Below are 17,032 nucleotides of genomic sequence, written 5' to 3'. Positions count from 1 at the left end.
GTGGGTTTCGCCATGGAAGTCATCCACTTGACGCAACCGCCCAAAAAAAATCGTCCCGACCAACTGGTTTTGGCCTTAGGCTATTTTGACGGTGTTCACATCGGCCATCAGAAAGTGATTCAAACTGCTTTGAAAATCGCTCGAGATCATGGTATGAAAGCGGCGGTGATGACCTTTCATCCGCATCCCTCCGTCGTATTAAAACATATGAGTAAAAGGGATGACTACTTAACCCCGCCAGAAGAAAAAGCCATATTGATGAAGCAGCTTGGTGTTGATATCGTTTATTTTGTTAAATTTGACCATGACTTGAGCCGGATGTCGCCGCAGGACTTTATTGATCGTTATGTCATCGGATTAAATGTGAAACATGTTGTCGCCGGCTTTGACTACACATATGGCCGAATGGCTCAAGGCAATATGGAAACCATGAAAGAACATTCCCGGAATATGTTCACGGTCACGGTCATTCCAAAAGTGACTCTTTTTAATGAGAAAGTTAGTACGACAAAAATCAGAGAGCTCATCCAATCTGGAGATGTAGAAAGCGCAAGACCGCTTCTTGGCCGCCCTTACCGCATTAAAGGCATGGTCGTGCACGGCGATAAGCGCGGCAATACGCTCGGCTTTCCAACAGCGAATATTAAGACGCTTGATCCCTATGTGTTCCCAGAAAGAGGCATTTATGCCGTCCGCTTGATGTTAGATGATGAGGTTTACCAAGGTGCCGGGTATATTGGTACGCGGCCGACATACTATGACAACGAACAACCAGTCGTGGAAGTCTTCCTTTTTGATTTTCATCGGACGATTTATGGGGAAATGGTGACAGTTGAATGGCTGAAACGGCTCCGCGACGATAAGAAATTTGATCGGAGCGAGGATCTCGTCCAACAAATGCACCGCGATATTGAAGCGGCTAAGCGTTATTTTCAAGAGGCTTAGCCGAAATCTGACAGTCTTTATCGATCATTTCATCCATTGTCTTGTTTTTTGCCGAAAAAAGTTGTATGCTATTGTATGTATTAACCGCAGCGCGGCATGCCGATTCACCGACGCTTGCTGGGCTGACGGGGATTCAATTAGGAGGTGAAAAGGATGGCTTTAACGAAAGAACGCAAAAATGAAATCGTTAAAGAATTTGCCATTCATGAAGGCGATACCGGTTCTCCGGAAGTACAAGTGGCGATCCTGACGGAACAAATCAATCAATTGAACGAGCATTTGCGCATTCATAAGAAGGATCACGCTTCGCGCCGCGGCCTTTTAAAAATGGTCGGTAAGCGGAGAAATCTGCTGACGTATCTGCGCGAAAACGATGTTACGCGTTATCGCAATTTGATTCATAAACTCGGTTTGCGCCGATAGGCAAAAAGAGCGGGATTTTTTTCCCGCTTTTTTGTACTGGTAAGAAAATAAAACGTTTAAAAGGCTGGCAAAATGTCAATGACAACCATGCCTTTGCTTTGAAGTGCTTGGCTGAGCTGAGTTTCTTTATGCATCACAATCTTTTAAAACCGCCAAGTTTATTACATACTATGGATACCACGAGATCTTTTGCATATCATATATTCCTTGGGATTTTGCTATCCGTTAAGGAAGCTACATTGGTTACGTCTTATCCAAGCTAGGATTTGTGATCAGTTTTATGGAAGGAGTTTCCGAAAACACATGGATCAACAGAAAAAAGTCTACACCATGGACTGGGCTGGCCGGCCGTTGACGTTTGAGATCGGAGAACTGGCCAAACAGGCAAACGGCGCCGTCTTAGTCCGATATGGAGATACTGTCGTGTTGTCGACGGCAACCGCTTCAAAAGATGCGAAGGATTTACCATTTTTCCCGCTGACCGTTAATTACGAAGAACGGTTATATGCGGTCGGGAAAATTCCGGGCGGTTTTATAAAAAGGGAAGGAAGGCCAAGTGAAAAAGCGATTCTTGCCAGCCGCTTGATCGACCGGCCGATTCGCCCTCTTTTTGAAGAAGGGTTCCGCAATGAAGTGCAAATCGTCAGCATGGTCATGAGTGTCGATCAAGATTGTTCATCCGAAATGGCGGCGATGATCGGCTCATCACTAGCGCTTTGTATTTCAGATATTCCTTTTGATGGACCTATTGCCGGGGTGGTTGTCGGCCGTGTGGATGGCGAGTTTGTCATCAATCCGACCGTTGAACAAGCGGAAAAAAGCGATATCCACCTTACTGTCGCCGGCACAAAAGAGGCCATTAATATGGTTGAAGCTGGTGCCAAAGAAGTTCCGGAAGAGGTCATGCTTGATGCCATCCTCTTTGGCCATGAAGAAATCAAAAAATTAATTGCCTTTCAAGAACAAATTGTCGCTGAGGTTGGCAAGGAAAAGATGGAAGTGGAGTTATTTGTTCCTGACGAAACGCTTGCCGCCAAAATCCGTGAAGAAGCGACCGATAAATTAAAAGAAGCGATTCTCACGAAGGATAAACAGGAGCGAGAAGAGGCCATTGACCGCGTGAAATCGGAAATATTGGCCCGTTATGAAGAAGACGAGGCTTATTCCGAACAACTTGACCAAATTAATGATGTGCTTCATCAAATCGTTAAAGAGGAAGTTCGGCGCTCCATTGTCGTTGATGGCATACGCCCAGATGGCCGCCGCATTAACGAAATCCGCCCGTTGTCTTCATCGGTCGGCATCTTGCCAAGAACACATGGTTCAGGATTGTTTACAAGGGGACAAACTCAAGCTTTAAGCGTTTGCACACTTGGCGCACTCGGCGATGTGCAAATCCTGGATGGATTGGATACTGAAGAATCCAAACGCTTCATGCATCATTATAACTTCCCACCTTTTAGTGTCGGGGAAGCCCGTCCGATGCGGGGCCCGGGCCGTCGTGAAATCGGTCATGGTGCACTTGGGGAACGCGCCCTTGAGCCGGTCATACCGGATGAAAATGCATTCCCTTATACGATTCGCCTAGTCTCGGAAGTGCTCGAGTCCAATGGGTCTACATCACAGGCGAGCATCTGCGCTAGCACTTTAGCCATGATGGATGCTGGGGTACCGATTAAAGCTCCGGTTGCAGGCATCGCCATGGGTTTGGTGAAATACGGGGATGAAGTGGTCGTTTTGACCGACATCCAGGGCATGGAAGATGCTCTTGGCGACATGGATTTTAAAGTAGCTGGAACCGAAAAAGGCGTCACGGCTTTACAGATGGATATAAAAATTTCGGGTATTAACCGCGACATTTTAGAAACAGCGCTCAAACAAGCCCGTGAAGGGCGTATGACCATTTTGAAACATATGATGGAAACAATCTCTGAGCCGCGCCGTGAATTGTCGCCTTATGCGCCAAAAATTTTAACGATGACCATTGACCCTGAAAAGATTCGTGAAGTCATTGGGCCTAGTGGAAAAGTGATCAATCGGATCATCGATGAGACCGGTGTCAAAATCGATATTGAGCAGGATGGCACGATCTATATTGCTTCCTCTAATACGGAAATGAATGAAAAAGCGAAAAGCATTATTGAAGATATCGTTCGGGTCGTTAAAATCGGTGATATTTACGTTGGTAAAGTCAAACGGATTGAAAAATTCGGCGCGTTTGTTGAAATTTTCAACGGTAAAGACGGCCTTGTTCACATATCGGAACTTGATAATAAACGCGTAGCCAAAGTGGAGGACGTCGTGCAAATTGGCGATGAGATCCTCGTAAAAGTCATTGACATTGACAAACAAGGACGTGTGAAACTCTCGCGCAAGCAAGCGATGGCCAATCAACAAGAAAAGGAAGTCAAAGCTTAATTTAAAACACTACTGACGAAGGAAAGGTCATTTCGGCGGGGCACCCCGCACGGCATGACCCTTTTATATTTTTGCGTCTTTTATGTTTGCGACCGCTCTGTAGTTCCAGACAGCTTGTTCTAAGCCCTTCCCCTCAGTGCATAGATTTATGTATATAAACAGTTCGTCCATCCGGCACGGGGGGATTTTATGTGTTTAAAGGTGTTCTCACAACGCTTTTATTTGTTGGGATTAGCGTGTTTGTCTTTACATCACTGAAAGATTACGAAGATTTTTATTTATCACAGTTTGTACCGGAATCTTCGACCATCACATTGGCTACCGCGAAAAAAGATCCTTTATATAAAAAAATCGAGGCGTATGCGAAGGAACACGACGTGGCTCCTGAAAACGCGCGCATTGACCGGGTTTGGAAGGCCATTCCCGGCTATAATGGTCTTCGCGTCAATGTCGATGCGTCATATAAAAAGATGCGCTCAAAAGGCGTGTTTCGCCCAGACCTAGTCGTTTATGAGGAAGTGGCCCCTAAGGTGCATCTCAAAGATTTGCCGCCCGCCCCGATCTATCGGGGCAATCCGAAGAAAAACATGGTCGCTCTCCTCATCAACGTTGCCTGGGGTGATGAATATTTGCCGCAAATGCTTAAAACATTGGATAAGTATCAAGTTAAAGCGACGTTTTTTCTCGATGGCAGTTGGACAAAGAAACATCCGGACCTAGCCATGATGATTATCGAAGAAGGGCATGAAATCGGCAATCATGCCTACAATCATCCTGATTTGGCAAGAAAGTCGGCCAAAGAAACCCGTGACCAACTTTATAAAACAAATCAAGTCATCAAGGCAACGCTCGGCGTCGTGCCAAAATGGTTTGCACCGCCGTCCGGGAGTTACACACAGACCACTGTTGAGGTCGCCGATTCGCTGAACATGTCGACGATCTTGTGGACGGTCGATACCATCGATTGGAAACATCCGGAACCCTATGAGATGGTGCGTCGCGTCGTCAGTCAAATCGGACCTGGTTCGATGATTCTCATGCATCCAACGGATTCGGCCGCAGAAGGGCTCAGCCGACTTATTTTAGATATTAAAAACCGTGGGTATCAGCTTGGGACCGTCTCAGAGCTCTTAAGTGAAAAGCGCGTTTTCGGAAACGATTTTTAATGCCGTGCTGTTGTAGTGAGAATGAGGGCGATTGTCCATCGACAAAAGCGATTGATTCGACAAAAACTTGATGCCTAGGGTCTGACAATTCGTTGTGCACGAGAAGGGAATCATGCTATAGTATTTTTTAGGAAAAAGTCATCTCGTGCCTTTCGTAAAAGGGTCACCTTTTAGCGGAAAGCATGGTCCGGCAACTAGGAGGAAAGGAATTTGATAATTAACCATACGTACCCTAACGGCATTCGCCTTGTATTGGAAAAAATTCCAACGGTGCGCTCTGTAACGATCGGTTTATGGATTGGCACCGGTTCCCGTGATGAAAACGAAAAAAACAACGGCATCTCCCACTTTATTGAACATATGTTATTTAAAGGGACAGAAACGCGCAATGCTAGGGAAATTGCCGAAAGCTTTGACCGAATTGGCGGCCAAGTGAACGCCTTTACCTCTAAGGAATATACATGTTTGTACGCTCGCGTATTGGATGAACATGCCGACTACGCGATTGAGATTTTAGCCGACATGCTGTTTCATTCCACTTTTGATGAAACGGAACTGCAAAAGGAAAAGCAAGTGGTATATGAAGAAATCAAGATGTATGAGGATACACCGGATGACCGAGTGCATGATTTGTTAAGTCAAGCGAGTTTTGGTCATCATCCGCTCGGTTTTCCCATCCTCGGTACACAAACTTCCTTAGAAACGTTTGCGCCTGATGTGCTGCGGAATCATATGGCCGGTCATTATTTGCCTGAAAATATTGTTGTTTCTGTTGCTGGTAATGTCGATGAAAGATTTATTGAAAAAGCTGGCGCTGTATTTTCTGACTATCGTGCCGTTCGTTCTGAACAACCTTATGTCAAACCTGAATTTCATCCTGGAAAAATCGCCAAGAAAAAGGAAACCGAGCAAGCCCATCTATGTCTTGGATTTAAAGGGTTCCCAATCGGCGATGAAAACATTTACCCGTTGATTGTCATGAATAACATTCTCGGTGGAAGCATGAGCAGTCGCTTATTCCAGGAAGTCAGGGAAGAACGGGGCTTAGCTTATTCCATTTATTCCTATCATACCGCTTATCGTGATAGTGGTCTGTTAACAATCTATGGCGGAACCGCTGCCGACCAAGTCGATGCCCTTTACGAGACGATTTTCCATACGATTCGGGGCACCTTAGAATCTGGCATTACAGAGAAAGAGTTGCATAACAGTAAGGAACAGCTAAAAGGCAATATGATGTTAAGTCTTGAGAGCACCTCAAGTCGCATGAGTCGCAATGCCAAAAACGAATTGTTGCTTGAGCGGCATCGTTCACTTGACGAGATTGTAAAAGCGATTGATGCGGTAACATTGGATGATGTTCATCGTGTCGCTCGGGATATTTTTACCGATGAATTTTCGTGTTCCGTCATTAGTCCTTATGGAGAATTGCCGAAGTCATTGTCCGCTTGATTATAGATAAGCGCTGGTCTTGAATGACTTGTGCAGCCTCGAAAACCGTTTTCATTACAGGATAAACCGTTTATAACAAAGCTGTCTTCACAAGTTCCCGCCACGGAACTGGAAGACAGCTTTTTTTATTCGTATGTATTTACAGGTTAACTAAAGGGCAACGAAAGGCTCTGCCAAACACCCAATGGCTTGGAGAGCCAAGTTTTTTGCCTCATGGATTTTTTCACCATATACCATCCCCATACATACTATAAACCTAGGCATTTACCCATCATTCTTTCGATCAGCCGATTTGTACGAAAAAGGGGAGAAGTCAAATGCTGACGGATGTACACATTGTCATCATGGGTGGCGATGCCAGATATCTTGAAGTCATACGCAAGTTAAATGAACTCGATGCCAAAATATCCCTCGTTGGCTTTGATCAATTGGATCAATATTTTACAGGTGCCGCCAAGGTTGATTTGGAAGACATCAACCCGGCAACCGTTGATGCCATTGTATTGCCGGTTAGCGGAGCGAACGAAGAGGGGGTCGTCGAGGCCATCTTCAGCGATCACGTCGTGCGTTTAACAGAAGAGTGGCTCGAAAAAACGCCCGAACATTGCATTGTATACACAGGCATCAGCACACCGTATCTTGAACGTGTTTCCCGCCATGTAAACCGCGAGCTTGTCAAATTGTTTGAAAGAGATGATTTGGCGATTTATAACTCCGTTCCGACCGTTGAGGGGACGTTAATGCTCGTCATTCAAAATACGGATATTACCATCCATCAATCACGTGTCGCCATCCTCGGCCTTGGGCGTACGGGGATGACACTGGCGCGGACATTCCATGCTCTCGGGGCTCATGTAAAAGTAGGTGCGAGGAAACGTGAGCACATCGCCAGAATCACGGAAATGGGCATGACACCCTTTTATATTAAAGATTTGGAACATCATGTCTCTGACATTGACGTGTGTATCAACACCGTTCCCGCCAAAATCTTAACCGGCCGCGTGCTCGCCCATATGCCGCCGCAAGCGTTAATTGTCGACATTGCTTCTAAACCGGGAGGAACAGACTTTAGATATGCCGAAAAGCGCGGCATTAAGGCGATTTTAGCACCAAGCCTTCCCGGGATTGTCGCTCCGAAAACGGCCGGTCGCATTATTGCGAATGTCTTAAGCGAACTGCTTCTTGAAGAATTTGTTGTGGAGGGAGATTAAAGGATGCGATTGAAAGGAAAACATATTGGTTTTGGGTTAACAGGGTCGCATTGCACCTATGACCAAGTGGTACCGCAAATCCAAACCTTAATCGATGAAGGGGCCAAAGTGACGGCGTTTGTCACGTATACGGTCAAAAATACAGTCACGAAGTTCGGTGATGGGAGAGATTGGGTTAAAAAAGTCGAGGAAATCACTGGCCATGAGGTCATTGATTCCATTGTCAAGGCTGAACCGTTTGGACCAAAGACACCTCTTGATTGCATGGTCATCGCGCCGCTGACCGGCAACTCTTTAAGTAAATTCGCTAATGCAATGACGGACTCACCCCCTCTTATGGCCGCCAAAGCGACGCTCCGCAATCGCAGACCGGTCGTCCTCGGTATTTCAACAAATGATGCTTTAGGCTTGAATGCCGTAAATATTGCCAAATTATTAGTGGCCAAACACGTCTACTTTATTCCCTTCGGCCAAGATGATCCGATCAAAAAGCCGACCTCGCTTGTCGCAAGAATGGAAGCGATGTGTGATACCGTTGTTTCTGCGATCAACGGTGAGCAACTCCAACCGCTTTTGGTTGAAAAATTCCGTGATTGACAATAACGATGTCATCGTTGCGTGTATATGATAAAATAGGTACAGGTACGGGGAGAAACGGCATCGTTTCTCCCTCCATTCTGATGAGTTGAGGAGGAATCCCGTTGACAATCGAAAACGGATTAGCTGTAGCCATAGTAGGCGCGACGGGTGCTGTTGGTAGCCAGATGTTGCGCTTAGTTGAAGAAACGAGCCTTCCTATAAAACAAGTAAAGTTGCTCGCATCGAAGCGCTCGGCTGGAGTGACCTTGACCTATAAAGGTCAACCTATTACGGTCGAAGAAGCACTTCCTGAATCTTTCGAAGGGATTGATATTGCCTTATTCAGTGCCGGAGGGTCTGTTTCAAAACAACTCGCCCCAGAAGCTGTAAAGAGAGGGGCTGTTGTCATAGATAATACAAGCGCTTTTCGCATGGATCCCAACACGCCGCTTGTTGTGCCTGAGGTCAATGAGGATTCGCTAAAGCAACATCATGGTATTATTGCCAATCCAAATTGTTCGACGATCCAAATGGTGACGGCATTAGAGCCGCTCCGTCAAGCATACGGTCTAAAGCGCATCATCGTATCGACTTATCAAGCCGTCAGCGGGGCCGGGCAATCAGCTATTGAGGAATTGAAGAAGGAAACGCTACGCGCGTTAAATCAAGAGCCGCCAAAACCTGAAATCCTGCCGGTAAAAGGCGCCGAGAAGCATTACTCGATTGCTTTCAATGCGATTCCGCAAATCGATGTCTTTCAAGATAATTTGTTTACATTTGAGGAAATAAAAATGATTAATGAAACGAAAAAAATTATGGGAGACGATGAGATCGCGGTTGCCGCAACGTGCGTCCGGCTGCCCATTATCACCGGCCATGCTGAATCTGTATATATTGAAACAAATGACATCATCCCGGATGTCGCAACGGTTAGGGAGATTTTGGCTTCTGCACCAGGAGTGACTGTCGCAGACGATCCTTCCCGTCAATTATACCCGATGCCCATCGATGCGGTTGGCAAAAAGGATGTTTTTGTCGGGCGCATTCGAAAAGATCCTGACGTAGAAAACGGTTTGCACCTATGGATTGTCTCAGATAACTTGTTAAAAGGTGCGGCATGGAATTCGGTACAAATAGCTGAAAGTTTAGTTGAATTAGGATTGATTCGTGTTTAAAAGGTAGGATGATCATGAAAATTATTGTCCAGAAATTTGGCGGCACATCTGTACAAAATGAAGAGGGACGAAAGCGCGCAGCGGAGCACGTCCGAAAAGCCGTCAAAGAAGGCTATAAAGTCGTCGTAGTTGTATCGGCGATGGGAAGAAAAGGCGATCCCTACGCCACTGATACACTACTCGACTTAATCCAAACGGAAAGAGCGAGCAAGCGGGAAGTGGATTTGCTTTTATCCTGCGGCGAAACCATTTCCGCTGTCGTTTTTTCCAATTTGCTCCGTTCTTACCACCTCAAAACCGAAGCCTATACGGGTGGTCAGGCCGGTTTTCGAACGAGTGAAAATCATACCAACGCCAAAATTATTGAAATGAAAACGGAACGCCTCCGCCAGGCGCTGAAAACCCTTGATTGCGTCGTTGTCGCTGGTTTTCAGGGGCAAACCAAAACCGGTGAAATCACAACCATCGGCCGCGGCGGTAGTGATACTTCGGCTGCCGCTTTAGGGGCGGCCCTCAATGCGGAATGGATTGATATTTTTACCGATGTGGATGGCGTCATGACAGCGGACCCCCGCATTGTGGCCAATGCGCGCAAACTGCAAGTAATGACGTATACTGAAGTGTGCAATATGGCGTATCAAGGGGCAAAGGTCATCCACCCAAGAGCGGTGGAAATTGCGATGAACGCCAAAGTACCGCTGCGCATTCGCTCTACCTATACGGACCATCCTGGGACGCTTGTGACGTCCATTAAAAAAATCAACCGCGGTCGCGATGTTCAAGAGCGGTTGATCACCGGGATCACATACATGGATAATGTGACACAGATAAAAGTGAAGGCCGGAGAAGGAGAGTTTGATTTCCAGGCGAAGGTTTTTAAAGCAATGGCTCAAGAACATATCAGTGTGGACTTTTTCAATATCAGCCCGCAAGAAATCGTCTATACGGTCAGCGACCATGTCACGGATCGGGCACTTGACGCACTGAAACAACTCGGTTATCAACCTGAATGTCATCGCGGTTGTGCAAAGGTTTCCGCGGTCGGTGCTGGGATCGCTGGAGTGCCGGGGGTCATGGCGAAAATCGTCAGCGCCTTAACCGATTTGGGCATTCAAATTTTACAATCGGCCGATTCGCATACGACCATTTGGGTATTAATTCATCAAAAGCATTTAAAGGCTGCGGTCAATGCCTTGCACAAAACGTTTGAACTTGAAAAGGAAGAAGTCGAGAAAACCTACAACTATTAATTTAGTGTAAAAGGTCGATTTCAGAGCGTTAATCTCACTGTCACTTTTTACGGTGACTAAGGAGGAACTCTTTATGGTTTTTGGTCGATTATTAACGGCAATGGTGACCCCCTTTGATGATCATGGCGCGTTAGATGCGAATCGAATAAAAAAATTAGTCGATCATTTAATAGACCATGGTACAGAAGGTTTGGTCGTTGCGGGAACGACCGGGGAATCGCCGACACTCAGCCATGAGGAAAAATTGACCTTATTTGCGGAAGTGATCGAAGCTTCAGCTGGAAGAGTGCCGGTTATTGCTGGAACGGGTTCGAACAATACGAAAACCACGATTGAACTAACGAAAGAGGCGGAAAAAATCGGCGTCGATGGCGTCATGCTCGTCGCCCCCTATTACAACAAACCAAATCAAGAAGGGCTGTACCAGCATTTCAAAGCCGTTAGCGAATCCGTGCATTTGCCCGTTATGATTTACAATATCCCATCCCGTTCAAATGTCAATGTGACGGCAGACACCATTGTCAAACTCTCAGAGATCGACAACATCGTTTGTGTCAAAGAAGCGAGCGGCAACTTGGATCAAGTGGCTGAAATTATCGAACGGACACCCGATGATTTTGTCGTATACAGCGGTGATGACGGGATTACCTTACCGATTTTGGCGATTGGCGGTTATGGGGTGATATCGGTCGCCTCTCACGTCGTCGGGCGAGAAATGGCGCAGATGATTGAGGCGTATTTAACGGGTAATATTAAACAAGCCGCAGACCTTCACCGCCAATTACTGCCGATCATGCGCCAATTGTTTGCCCAGCCGAGCCCTGCGCCCACCAAGGCGCTGTTAAACAAAATCGGCGTGGAAGTTGGCGATGTCCGGCTGCCGCTGGTTCCGCTGACTGCTGGGGAAAAAAGCGAATTAGAGCGCGTTTTTTCGCGCTACCAAGAAAACAGTTAAAAGAGGGGACGTTGTCACCCTCTTTTTATTTTTTGTTTTTTGGGAGAATCTATGGATGGGATCGTCTTTTAAGCTAATTATCCCGTTTGGTCTTGTGAAAGGAGCGCTGATTCGGTTATAATAAGACCAATGATTGGTACGGGTGAATCGATCGTTCTATAAAAATTGAATACTGGGAGGAATGCTCATTGCAGACGACTGATGAAAAAATCAGGGTTTATGCGATGGGCGGCGTTGGCGAAATTGGCAGTAATATGACCGTTATTGAGTTGAACGGTGATATTTTCATTGTGGATGCGGGGTTAATGCACCCAAAAGATGAAATGCTCGGCGTGGATAGCGTTATTCCGGATACGACTTACCTTGAGCAAAATAAGGACCGCATTAAAGCGATTTTTCTGACTCATGCCCACCAGGCACATATCGGGGGCCTGCCTTATTTGATCAGGAAAATAAAAGCACCGGTGTACGGAACGTTGTTTACGCTACAGCTTCTTGAGCTGATTTTTAAAGAGGCGCAAATGACGAAAAAGCCGATGATGGTGACGATCGATCCAAATAAAGATGTGACGATTGGTGGGCACCGCATCTCATTTTTTAAAACCAACCATAGCGTGCCTGATTCCATCGGCATTGCCTTTCATACATCCCAAGGGGCTGTCGTTCATACCGGCGATTTTAAATTTGATTATACGCCCGTTGATGGCGTGAAATTTGATTTAAGTAAATTAGCTCGGATCGGCGATGAAGGTGTGCTCTGCTTATTAAGCGACAGCAAAAATGCCGATCGTCCGGGGAATACTCCGTCTGAATCCGTGATCGGCCCGCGACTGGAAGACTATTTTTATTTTGCGGAAGGTAGAGTCATCACGGCCCTTTACGCTTCCAATATCCATCGCATTCAACAAGTGATAAACGCAGCCGTTCAGACAAACCGAAAAATAGCTTTGGACGGCAGATATTTGGAACGAATTATCGGACTGGCGTCAAAATTAGGGTATTTACACATCCCCAAAAACGCGTTTATCAATTTAGATAAGATCGATAAGCGACCAGATCGTGAAATCTGCATCATTTCTGCCGGTCAAACCGGTGATCCGATGTCACCGTTAATGCGGATTTCTGCTCATACGCACAAACGGATTAGTGCCAAAGCTAATGATTTATTTATCTATGCATCATCAGCAACACCGGCAGATGAGAAGGATGTGACCAAAGCGATTGATGCGCTGATGCGCCTTGGCGTTACAGTCGTTTATGGAGACGATGTTCACGTTTCCGGGCACGCATCCCAAGAAGATTTGAAATTGATGATAGAACTGGTAAGGCCGAAATATTTAATTCCGATTCATGGGGAATTTCGTCTGTTAAAAGCGCATATGGATATTGCGGCCTCAACTGGCATGCCATTACATCATATTTTTCTGCTGGATAAAGGTGATGTTGTTGAGTTTTCGGATGGTGTGGCGCGTGAGACGGAAAAAGTTCCGGCTGGACAGGTACTCGTGGATGGACTCGGTGTTGGCGATGTCGGCAACATTGTTTTACGCGATCGCCGGCTTCTTGCCGAAGACGGAACGTTAATCGTTGTCGTCACAATTGGAAAACAAAGCAAGAAAATTTTGTCGGGACCGGAGATCATCACCCGCGGTTTCGTCTATGTCAGAGAATCCGAAGCCTTGATTGAAGATGCCATCCGTATTGTAAGGGAAGTGTTGTCGAAATCTCTGACACAGAATGTTTCCGAATGGTCTTCGTTGAAAAACGGCATCCGCGACAGCTTAAACCGCTATCTTTATGAAAAAACGAAACGCCGCCCAATGATTTTGCCAATCATTATGGAAATATAACATGGAAGACGATGTCTACGGGCATCGTCTTTTTTATATAAGTAAGGAAAGAGAACATCTTGTCAAGTCAGCTTAAGTGCCATATAGGCTTTGCGGCGGCTTTTGAAAAATCATTTAACGTTGACGAGTCGTTCTTTTGCATCGCACCTGCATCAAAAACCGTTGTCATTCAAATACTAAAACAAGTCTTAACCATAGATGCAGGAAAGGATGGCATATATGTCCAACGAAATGGAAGAACAACAAGAACAACAAGAAACTCAAGAAAATCAACAACAAAATACGCTTATGGAGCAAATACAAAAATTGGGTCAAACGAATGTTGCCGCAGCCGAAAGCAATATTCACTGTTTGACGATTATCGGTCAAATCGAAGGGCATCTCGCCCTCCCGCCAAAAAACAAAACGACCAAATATGAACATTTGATCCCACAAATTATTGCCATCGAACAAAATGAAAAAATCGAGGGTTTATTGGTGATGTTAAACACCGTTGGTGGCGATGTGGAAGCAGGGCTAGCCATCGCGGAAATGATTTCAACGCTTTCAAAACCGACGGTTGCCCTTGTCATCGGCGGAGGGCATTCCATAGGGGTGCCGATCGCCGTTTCTGCCGACTATTCATTTATCGCCGAAAGTGCAACGATGTTGATTCATCCGGTGAGGATGAGCGGTCTTGTCATCGGTGTCCCGCAAAGTTTTGATTACATTGAAAAAATTCAAGAGCGCATCACCCGTTTTGTTGTCGAGCATTCCCATATTTCAGAAGAGAAATTTAAGGAGCTGATGTACAGCAAGGCAAGTCTCACGACCGATGTGGGGACAAATGTCGTCGGCAGGCAAGCGGTAGAATACGGGCTGATTGATGAAGTCGGCGGCGTCGCCCAAGCCCTTGGTAAACTCCATCAATTAATTGAGGAACGGCGCGGAAAACAACGTGTGAATCGGGTGATGCAGTAATGGTATTGTACACACTGATACCGATGGAACAGATTTTTGGTGAGGAGGAGGTGGAGGATGAAAAGAAAAAAAAGCGACGCACCATAGATATCGGCGGGGCATTTCTTGAAGTGGCACAAGTCAATGAGGAAGAGTATGAAATTGTTCGCTTGATCAGCTCAAATCCCTCCCACTTTCTCGATGCCCGTTTTCAACCAGGAAAAAAAATCGGGCTAAAACCTTTTTGGCACTAAGGTTACCTTTGAAGAAACGCAAGACATCATGTAGAGTATAAGTAGACGAGCAAGCGGGCGCCGCGTTTAGCCCGCTAACCTTCTTTAATTTTATGAGATTAGGGTGGTCCTTATGGCCAAAAGGAAAAGACGGAAACGCCATGCTCATAAGGGGTGGAAGCAATCCATCATTTATGAGATCTCGGGCATTTTGTTATTTGCCATCACATGTATTGGACTGGCAAAAATGGGTGTGGTCGGCCGGGTCATTTATCAACTGGCTCGCTTTTTTGCCGGGAACTGGTGGAGTCTCATCTTATTAGGCACTTTTTCACTCTCGATTTATTACATATGGCACCGCAAGCAACCGTCGTTTTTTTCAAGAAGGCTGACAGGGGCATATCTCCTCGTTTTTGCGATACTTTTATTTACCCATGTCAAATTATTTGAAGCCTTAACCGGAAACGGCCAGTGGCAAGATGCTTCAGTCATCCGCAACACTTGGGAACTTTACAAAGGGCAAATCATCGGTGACATTCCCTCCAAATACTTAGGCGGTGGGATGATCGGTGCGGTTGGTTTTGCTTTTTTCTTTCTCATGTTTGGCACTCAAGGTGCGCTGTTCATGTCGATCATTTTAATCCTCGTCGGCATCATTTTACTCAGCGGCCGTTCGCTCCGCGATGGTATGGAACGTCTATTGAATAAAACGAAGTCCGCGAATAAGGCGATATGGGAAAGGCAAAAAATGAATTGGGAGAAACGAAAAGCTCAACAGCAAGCGAAAAGGGCATCGTCCTCGCCTTCTACAATGGAACCGACCGAAATGGACAACCCAGAGCTTACGACATTGCCAGAGGAGCCGCCAGTCATTCATGACTTTAATGAAAACATTCGTGAAGTCCCAACGGAGCAAAACGGACAGACCTCTGTAAAATCGGAAAGGGAAAAAGAAGCGACTCCCGACTCCTTTCAAATTCACTCGGAACCTGAAAATGAAACCTATGTTTTGCCACCGATCGATCTATTGAACCGTCCGCCTGTACAAACTCAGGCCGGTGAAAAAAAACATATCGCGACAAATGTGAAAAAGCTGGAAAGAACTTTTGAAAGCTTCGGCGTCAAGGCGAAGATAAAAAAAGTGCATCTCGGTCCATCCGTGACGAAATATGAGGTTTATCCCGATGTCGGTGTGAAGGTCAGCCGCATCGTCAGCCTTAGCGACGATATTGCCTTGGCGCTTGCGGCGAAAGGGGTGCGCATTGAAGCGCCGATCCCCGGCAAATCCGCCGTCGGCATTGAAGTTCCGAATCAAGAAATCGCAATGGTCAGTCTTCGCGAAGTATTGGATTCGGATGAGGCAAAACGGGAAAGCTCGAAACTGGCCATCGGGCTCGGACGGGATATATCCGGCGTACCGATCATGGCTGATCTAGCGAAGATGCCGCACCTACTCATTGCCGGTGCAACTGGTAGCGGGAAAAGCGTCTGCATTAATTGCATCATTACGAGCATTTTAATGCGAACAAAACCGCATGAAGTCAAACTTTTGATGGTCGACCCGAAAATGGTTGAGCTAAACGGTTACAACGGGGTGCCGCATTTATTGACACCGGTCGTCACAGACCCGAAAAAAGCTTCTCTTGCATTAAAAAAAGTCGTAGAAGAGATGGAGCGGCGTTATGAACGGTTTTCCGAAACCGGAACCCGCAATCTTGAAAGCTATAATAACATTATTCGAAAACGCAATGAAGAAACCGGTGAGCAACAACCGCTCATGCCGTATATTGTTGTGATTATCGATGAGTTGGCTGATCTGATGATGGTCGCTTCCAAAGATGTGGAAGATGGCATTACACGTCTCGCTCAGATGGCCCGGGCGGCGGGCATTCACCTCATTATTGCGACCCAGCGCCCGTCCGTCGATGTCATCACTGGTGTAATTAAAGCCAATATCCCATCGCGGATCGCCTTTAGCGTCTCCTCGCAAACGGACTCAAGGACGATTCTTGACAGCGCTGGCGCTGAGAAATTGCTGGGCAAAGGGGACATGCTCTTTTTACCCATCGGAGCTTCCAAGCCCACGCGGATTCAAGGGGCATTTTTGACCGACGAGGAAGTTGAGCGAGTCGTTGATTTCGTTATATCTCAACAAAAAGCGCAATATCAAGAAAATATGATTCCCGATGATGAACCGGAAGGCGGACCGGATGAGGTTGATGATGAACTGTTTGATGAAGCGGTCAAACTCGTCGTCGATATGCAGACTGCATCGGTATCCATGCTTCAACGGCGTTTTCGAATCGGTTACGCCCGTGCGGCACGCCTGATCGATGCCATGGAGGCGCGGCAAATTGTCGGGCCATATGAAGGTTCGCGGCCGCGGGAAGTGTTAATTAGTAAGAGTGATGAAGAAAAAACATCATAACTCGACAA

14 protein-coding genes are annotated in these 17,032 nt (G+C 46.3%); all 14 read left to right on the top strand.

Annotation, left to right across the window (positions count from 1 at the left end):
* Nucleotides 1–12 precede the first annotated feature (12 nt).
* The 14 genes from H532_RS0114295 (at nt 13) to H532_RS0114225 (ending at nt 17,024) form a co-directional block, all read left to right on the top strand.
* Entirely contained in the window at nt 13–945 is a 933-nt protein-coding gene (locus H532_RS0114295; RefSeq protein WP_027726012.1) for a bifunctional riboflavin kinase/FAD synthetase, read from the top strand.
* Between the two features lie 153 nt (nt 946–1,098).
* Complete coding sequence (gene rpsO, locus H532_RS0114290; protein ID WP_027726011.1) at nt 1,099–1,368, top strand: 30S ribosomal protein S15; 270 nt, start codon at nt 1,099–1,101, stop codon at nt 1,366–1,368.
* A 303-nt stretch (nt 1,369–1,671) separates the two neighbouring features.
* Nucleotides 1,672–3,786 carry a polyribonucleotide nucleotidyltransferase gene (pnp, locus tag H532_RS0114285; protein ID WP_027726010.1) on the top strand — a complete coding sequence of 705 codons (2,115 nt, stop codon included), beginning with the start codon at nt 1,672–1,674 and terminating at the stop codon, nt 3,784–3,786.
* A gap of 191 nt (nt 3,787–3,977) precedes the next feature.
* Nucleotides 3,978–4,952, top strand: coding sequence for a polysaccharide deacetylase family protein (locus H532_RS0114280; protein ID WP_027726009.1), 975 nt, complete (start codon nt 3,978–3,980; stop codon nt 4,950–4,952).
* 210 nt (nt 4,953–5,162) lie between these two features.
* Nucleotides 5,163–6,404, top strand: coding sequence for a M16 family metallopeptidase (locus H532_RS0114275; protein ID WP_027726008.1), 1,242 nt, complete (start codon nt 5,163–5,165; stop codon nt 6,402–6,404).
* 317 nt (nt 6,405–6,721) lie between these two features.
* A complete protein-coding gene (gene dpaA / locus H532_RS0114265) occupies nt 6,722–7,615 on the top strand; it encodes a dipicolinic acid synthetase subunit A (protein WP_027726007.1) in 894 nt (297 codons plus the stop codon).
* A 3-nt stretch (nt 7,616–7,618) separates the two neighbouring features.
* The gene (gene dpaB / locus H532_RS0114260) at nt 7,619–8,212 is read left to right on the top strand and encodes a dipicolinate synthase subunit B (RefSeq protein WP_027726006.1); all 594 of its coding nucleotides are present in this window, start codon (nt 7,619–7,621) and stop codon (nt 8,210–8,212) included.
* A 110-nt stretch (nt 8,213–8,322) separates the two neighbouring features.
* Nucleotides 8,323–9,369, top strand: a complete 1,047-nt coding sequence (locus H532_RS0114255; RefSeq protein ID WP_038112675.1) for an aspartate-semialdehyde dehydrogenase — start codon at nt 8,323–8,325, stop codon at nt 9,367–9,369.
* Between the two features lie 14 nt (nt 9,370–9,383).
* Nucleotides 9,384–10,619: an aspartate kinase gene (gene dapG, locus H532_RS0114250; RefSeq protein ID WP_027726004.1), complete on the top strand. Its 1,236-nt coding sequence runs from the start codon at nt 9,384–9,386 to the stop codon at nt 10,617–10,619.
* Between the two features lie 73 nt (nt 10,620–10,692).
* Nucleotides 10,693–11,574 carry a 4-hydroxy-tetrahydrodipicolinate synthase gene (dapA, locus tag H532_RS0114245; protein WP_027726003.1) on the top strand — a complete coding sequence of 294 codons (882 nt, stop codon included), beginning with the start codon at nt 10,693–10,695 and terminating at the stop codon, nt 11,572–11,574.
* 188 nt (nt 11,575–11,762) lie between these two features.
* On the top strand, nt 11,763–13,424 hold the full coding sequence (locus H532_RS0114240) for a ribonuclease J (protein WP_027726002.1): 1,662 nt from the start codon (nt 11,763–11,765) through the stop codon (nt 13,422–13,424).
* 219 nt (nt 13,425–13,643) lie between these two features.
* Nucleotides 13,644–14,384, top strand: a complete 741-nt coding sequence (locus H532_RS0114235; protein ID WP_027726001.1) for a ClpP family protease — start codon at nt 13,644–13,646, stop codon at nt 14,382–14,384.
* The gene (locus tag H532_RS0114230; protein ID WP_027726000.1) at nt 14,384–14,617 is read left to right on the top strand and encodes a YlzJ-like family protein; all 234 of its coding nucleotides are present in this window, start codon (nt 14,384–14,386) and stop codon (nt 14,615–14,617) included. The genes H532_RS0114235 and H532_RS0114230 overlap by 1 nt, the downstream gene beginning before the upstream one ends.
* 112 nt (nt 14,618–14,729) lie before the next feature.
* Nucleotides 14,730–17,024: a DNA translocase FtsK gene (locus H532_RS0114225; protein ID WP_027725999.1), complete on the top strand. Its 2,295-nt coding sequence runs from the start codon at nt 14,730–14,732 to the stop codon at nt 17,022–17,024.
* Nucleotides 17,025–17,032: the final 8 nt, after the last annotated feature.

Source organism: Tuberibacillus calidus DSM 17572, assembly GCF_000430685.1.
Taxonomy (GTDB): Bacteria; Bacillota; Bacilli; order Bacillales; family Sporolactobacillaceae; genus Tuberibacillus; species Tuberibacillus calidus.
Note: the sequence above shows the minus strand (reverse complement) of the source record. Positions and strands in the feature narration are given on the sequence as shown.

What these genes read in the sequence shown, in the direction of transcription:
- rpsO (WP_027726011.1), top strand. Translation starts at nt 1,099, where the DNA reads ATGGCTTTAACGAAAGAACGCAAAAATGAAATCGTTAAAGAATTTGCC.
- H532_RS0114230 (WP_027726000.1), top strand. Translation starts at nt 14,384, where the DNA reads ATGGTATTGTACACACTGATACCGATGGAACAGATTTTTGGTGAGGAG.
- pnp (WP_027726010.1), top strand. Translation starts at nt 1,672, where the DNA reads ATGGATCAACAGAAAAAAGTCTACACCATGGACTGGGCTGGCCGGCCG.
- dpaB (WP_027726006.1), top strand. Translation starts at nt 7,619, where the DNA reads ATGCGATTGAAAGGAAAACATATTGGTTTTGGGTTAACAGGGTCGCAT.
- H532_RS0114225 (WP_027725999.1), top strand. Translation starts at nt 14,730, where the DNA reads ATGGCCAAAAGGAAAAGACGGAAACGCCATGCTCATAAGGGGTGGAAG.
- dapA (WP_027726003.1), top strand. Translation starts at nt 10,693, where the DNA reads ATGGTTTTTGGTCGATTATTAACGGCAATGGTGACCCCCTTTGATGAT.
- dpaA (WP_027726007.1), top strand. Translation starts at nt 6,722, where the DNA reads ATGCTGACGGATGTACACATTGTCATCATGGGTGGCGATGCCAGATAT.
- H532_RS0114295 (WP_027726012.1), top strand. Translation starts at nt 13, where the DNA reads ATGGAAGTCATCCACTTGACGCAACCGCCCAAAAAAAATCGTCCCGAC.
- dapG (WP_027726004.1), top strand. Translation starts at nt 9,384, where the DNA reads ATGAAAATTATTGTCCAGAAATTTGGCGGCACATCTGTACAAAATGAA.
- H532_RS0114235 (WP_027726001.1), top strand. Translation starts at nt 13,644, where the DNA reads ATGTCCAACGAAATGGAAGAACAACAAGAACAACAAGAAACTCAAGAA.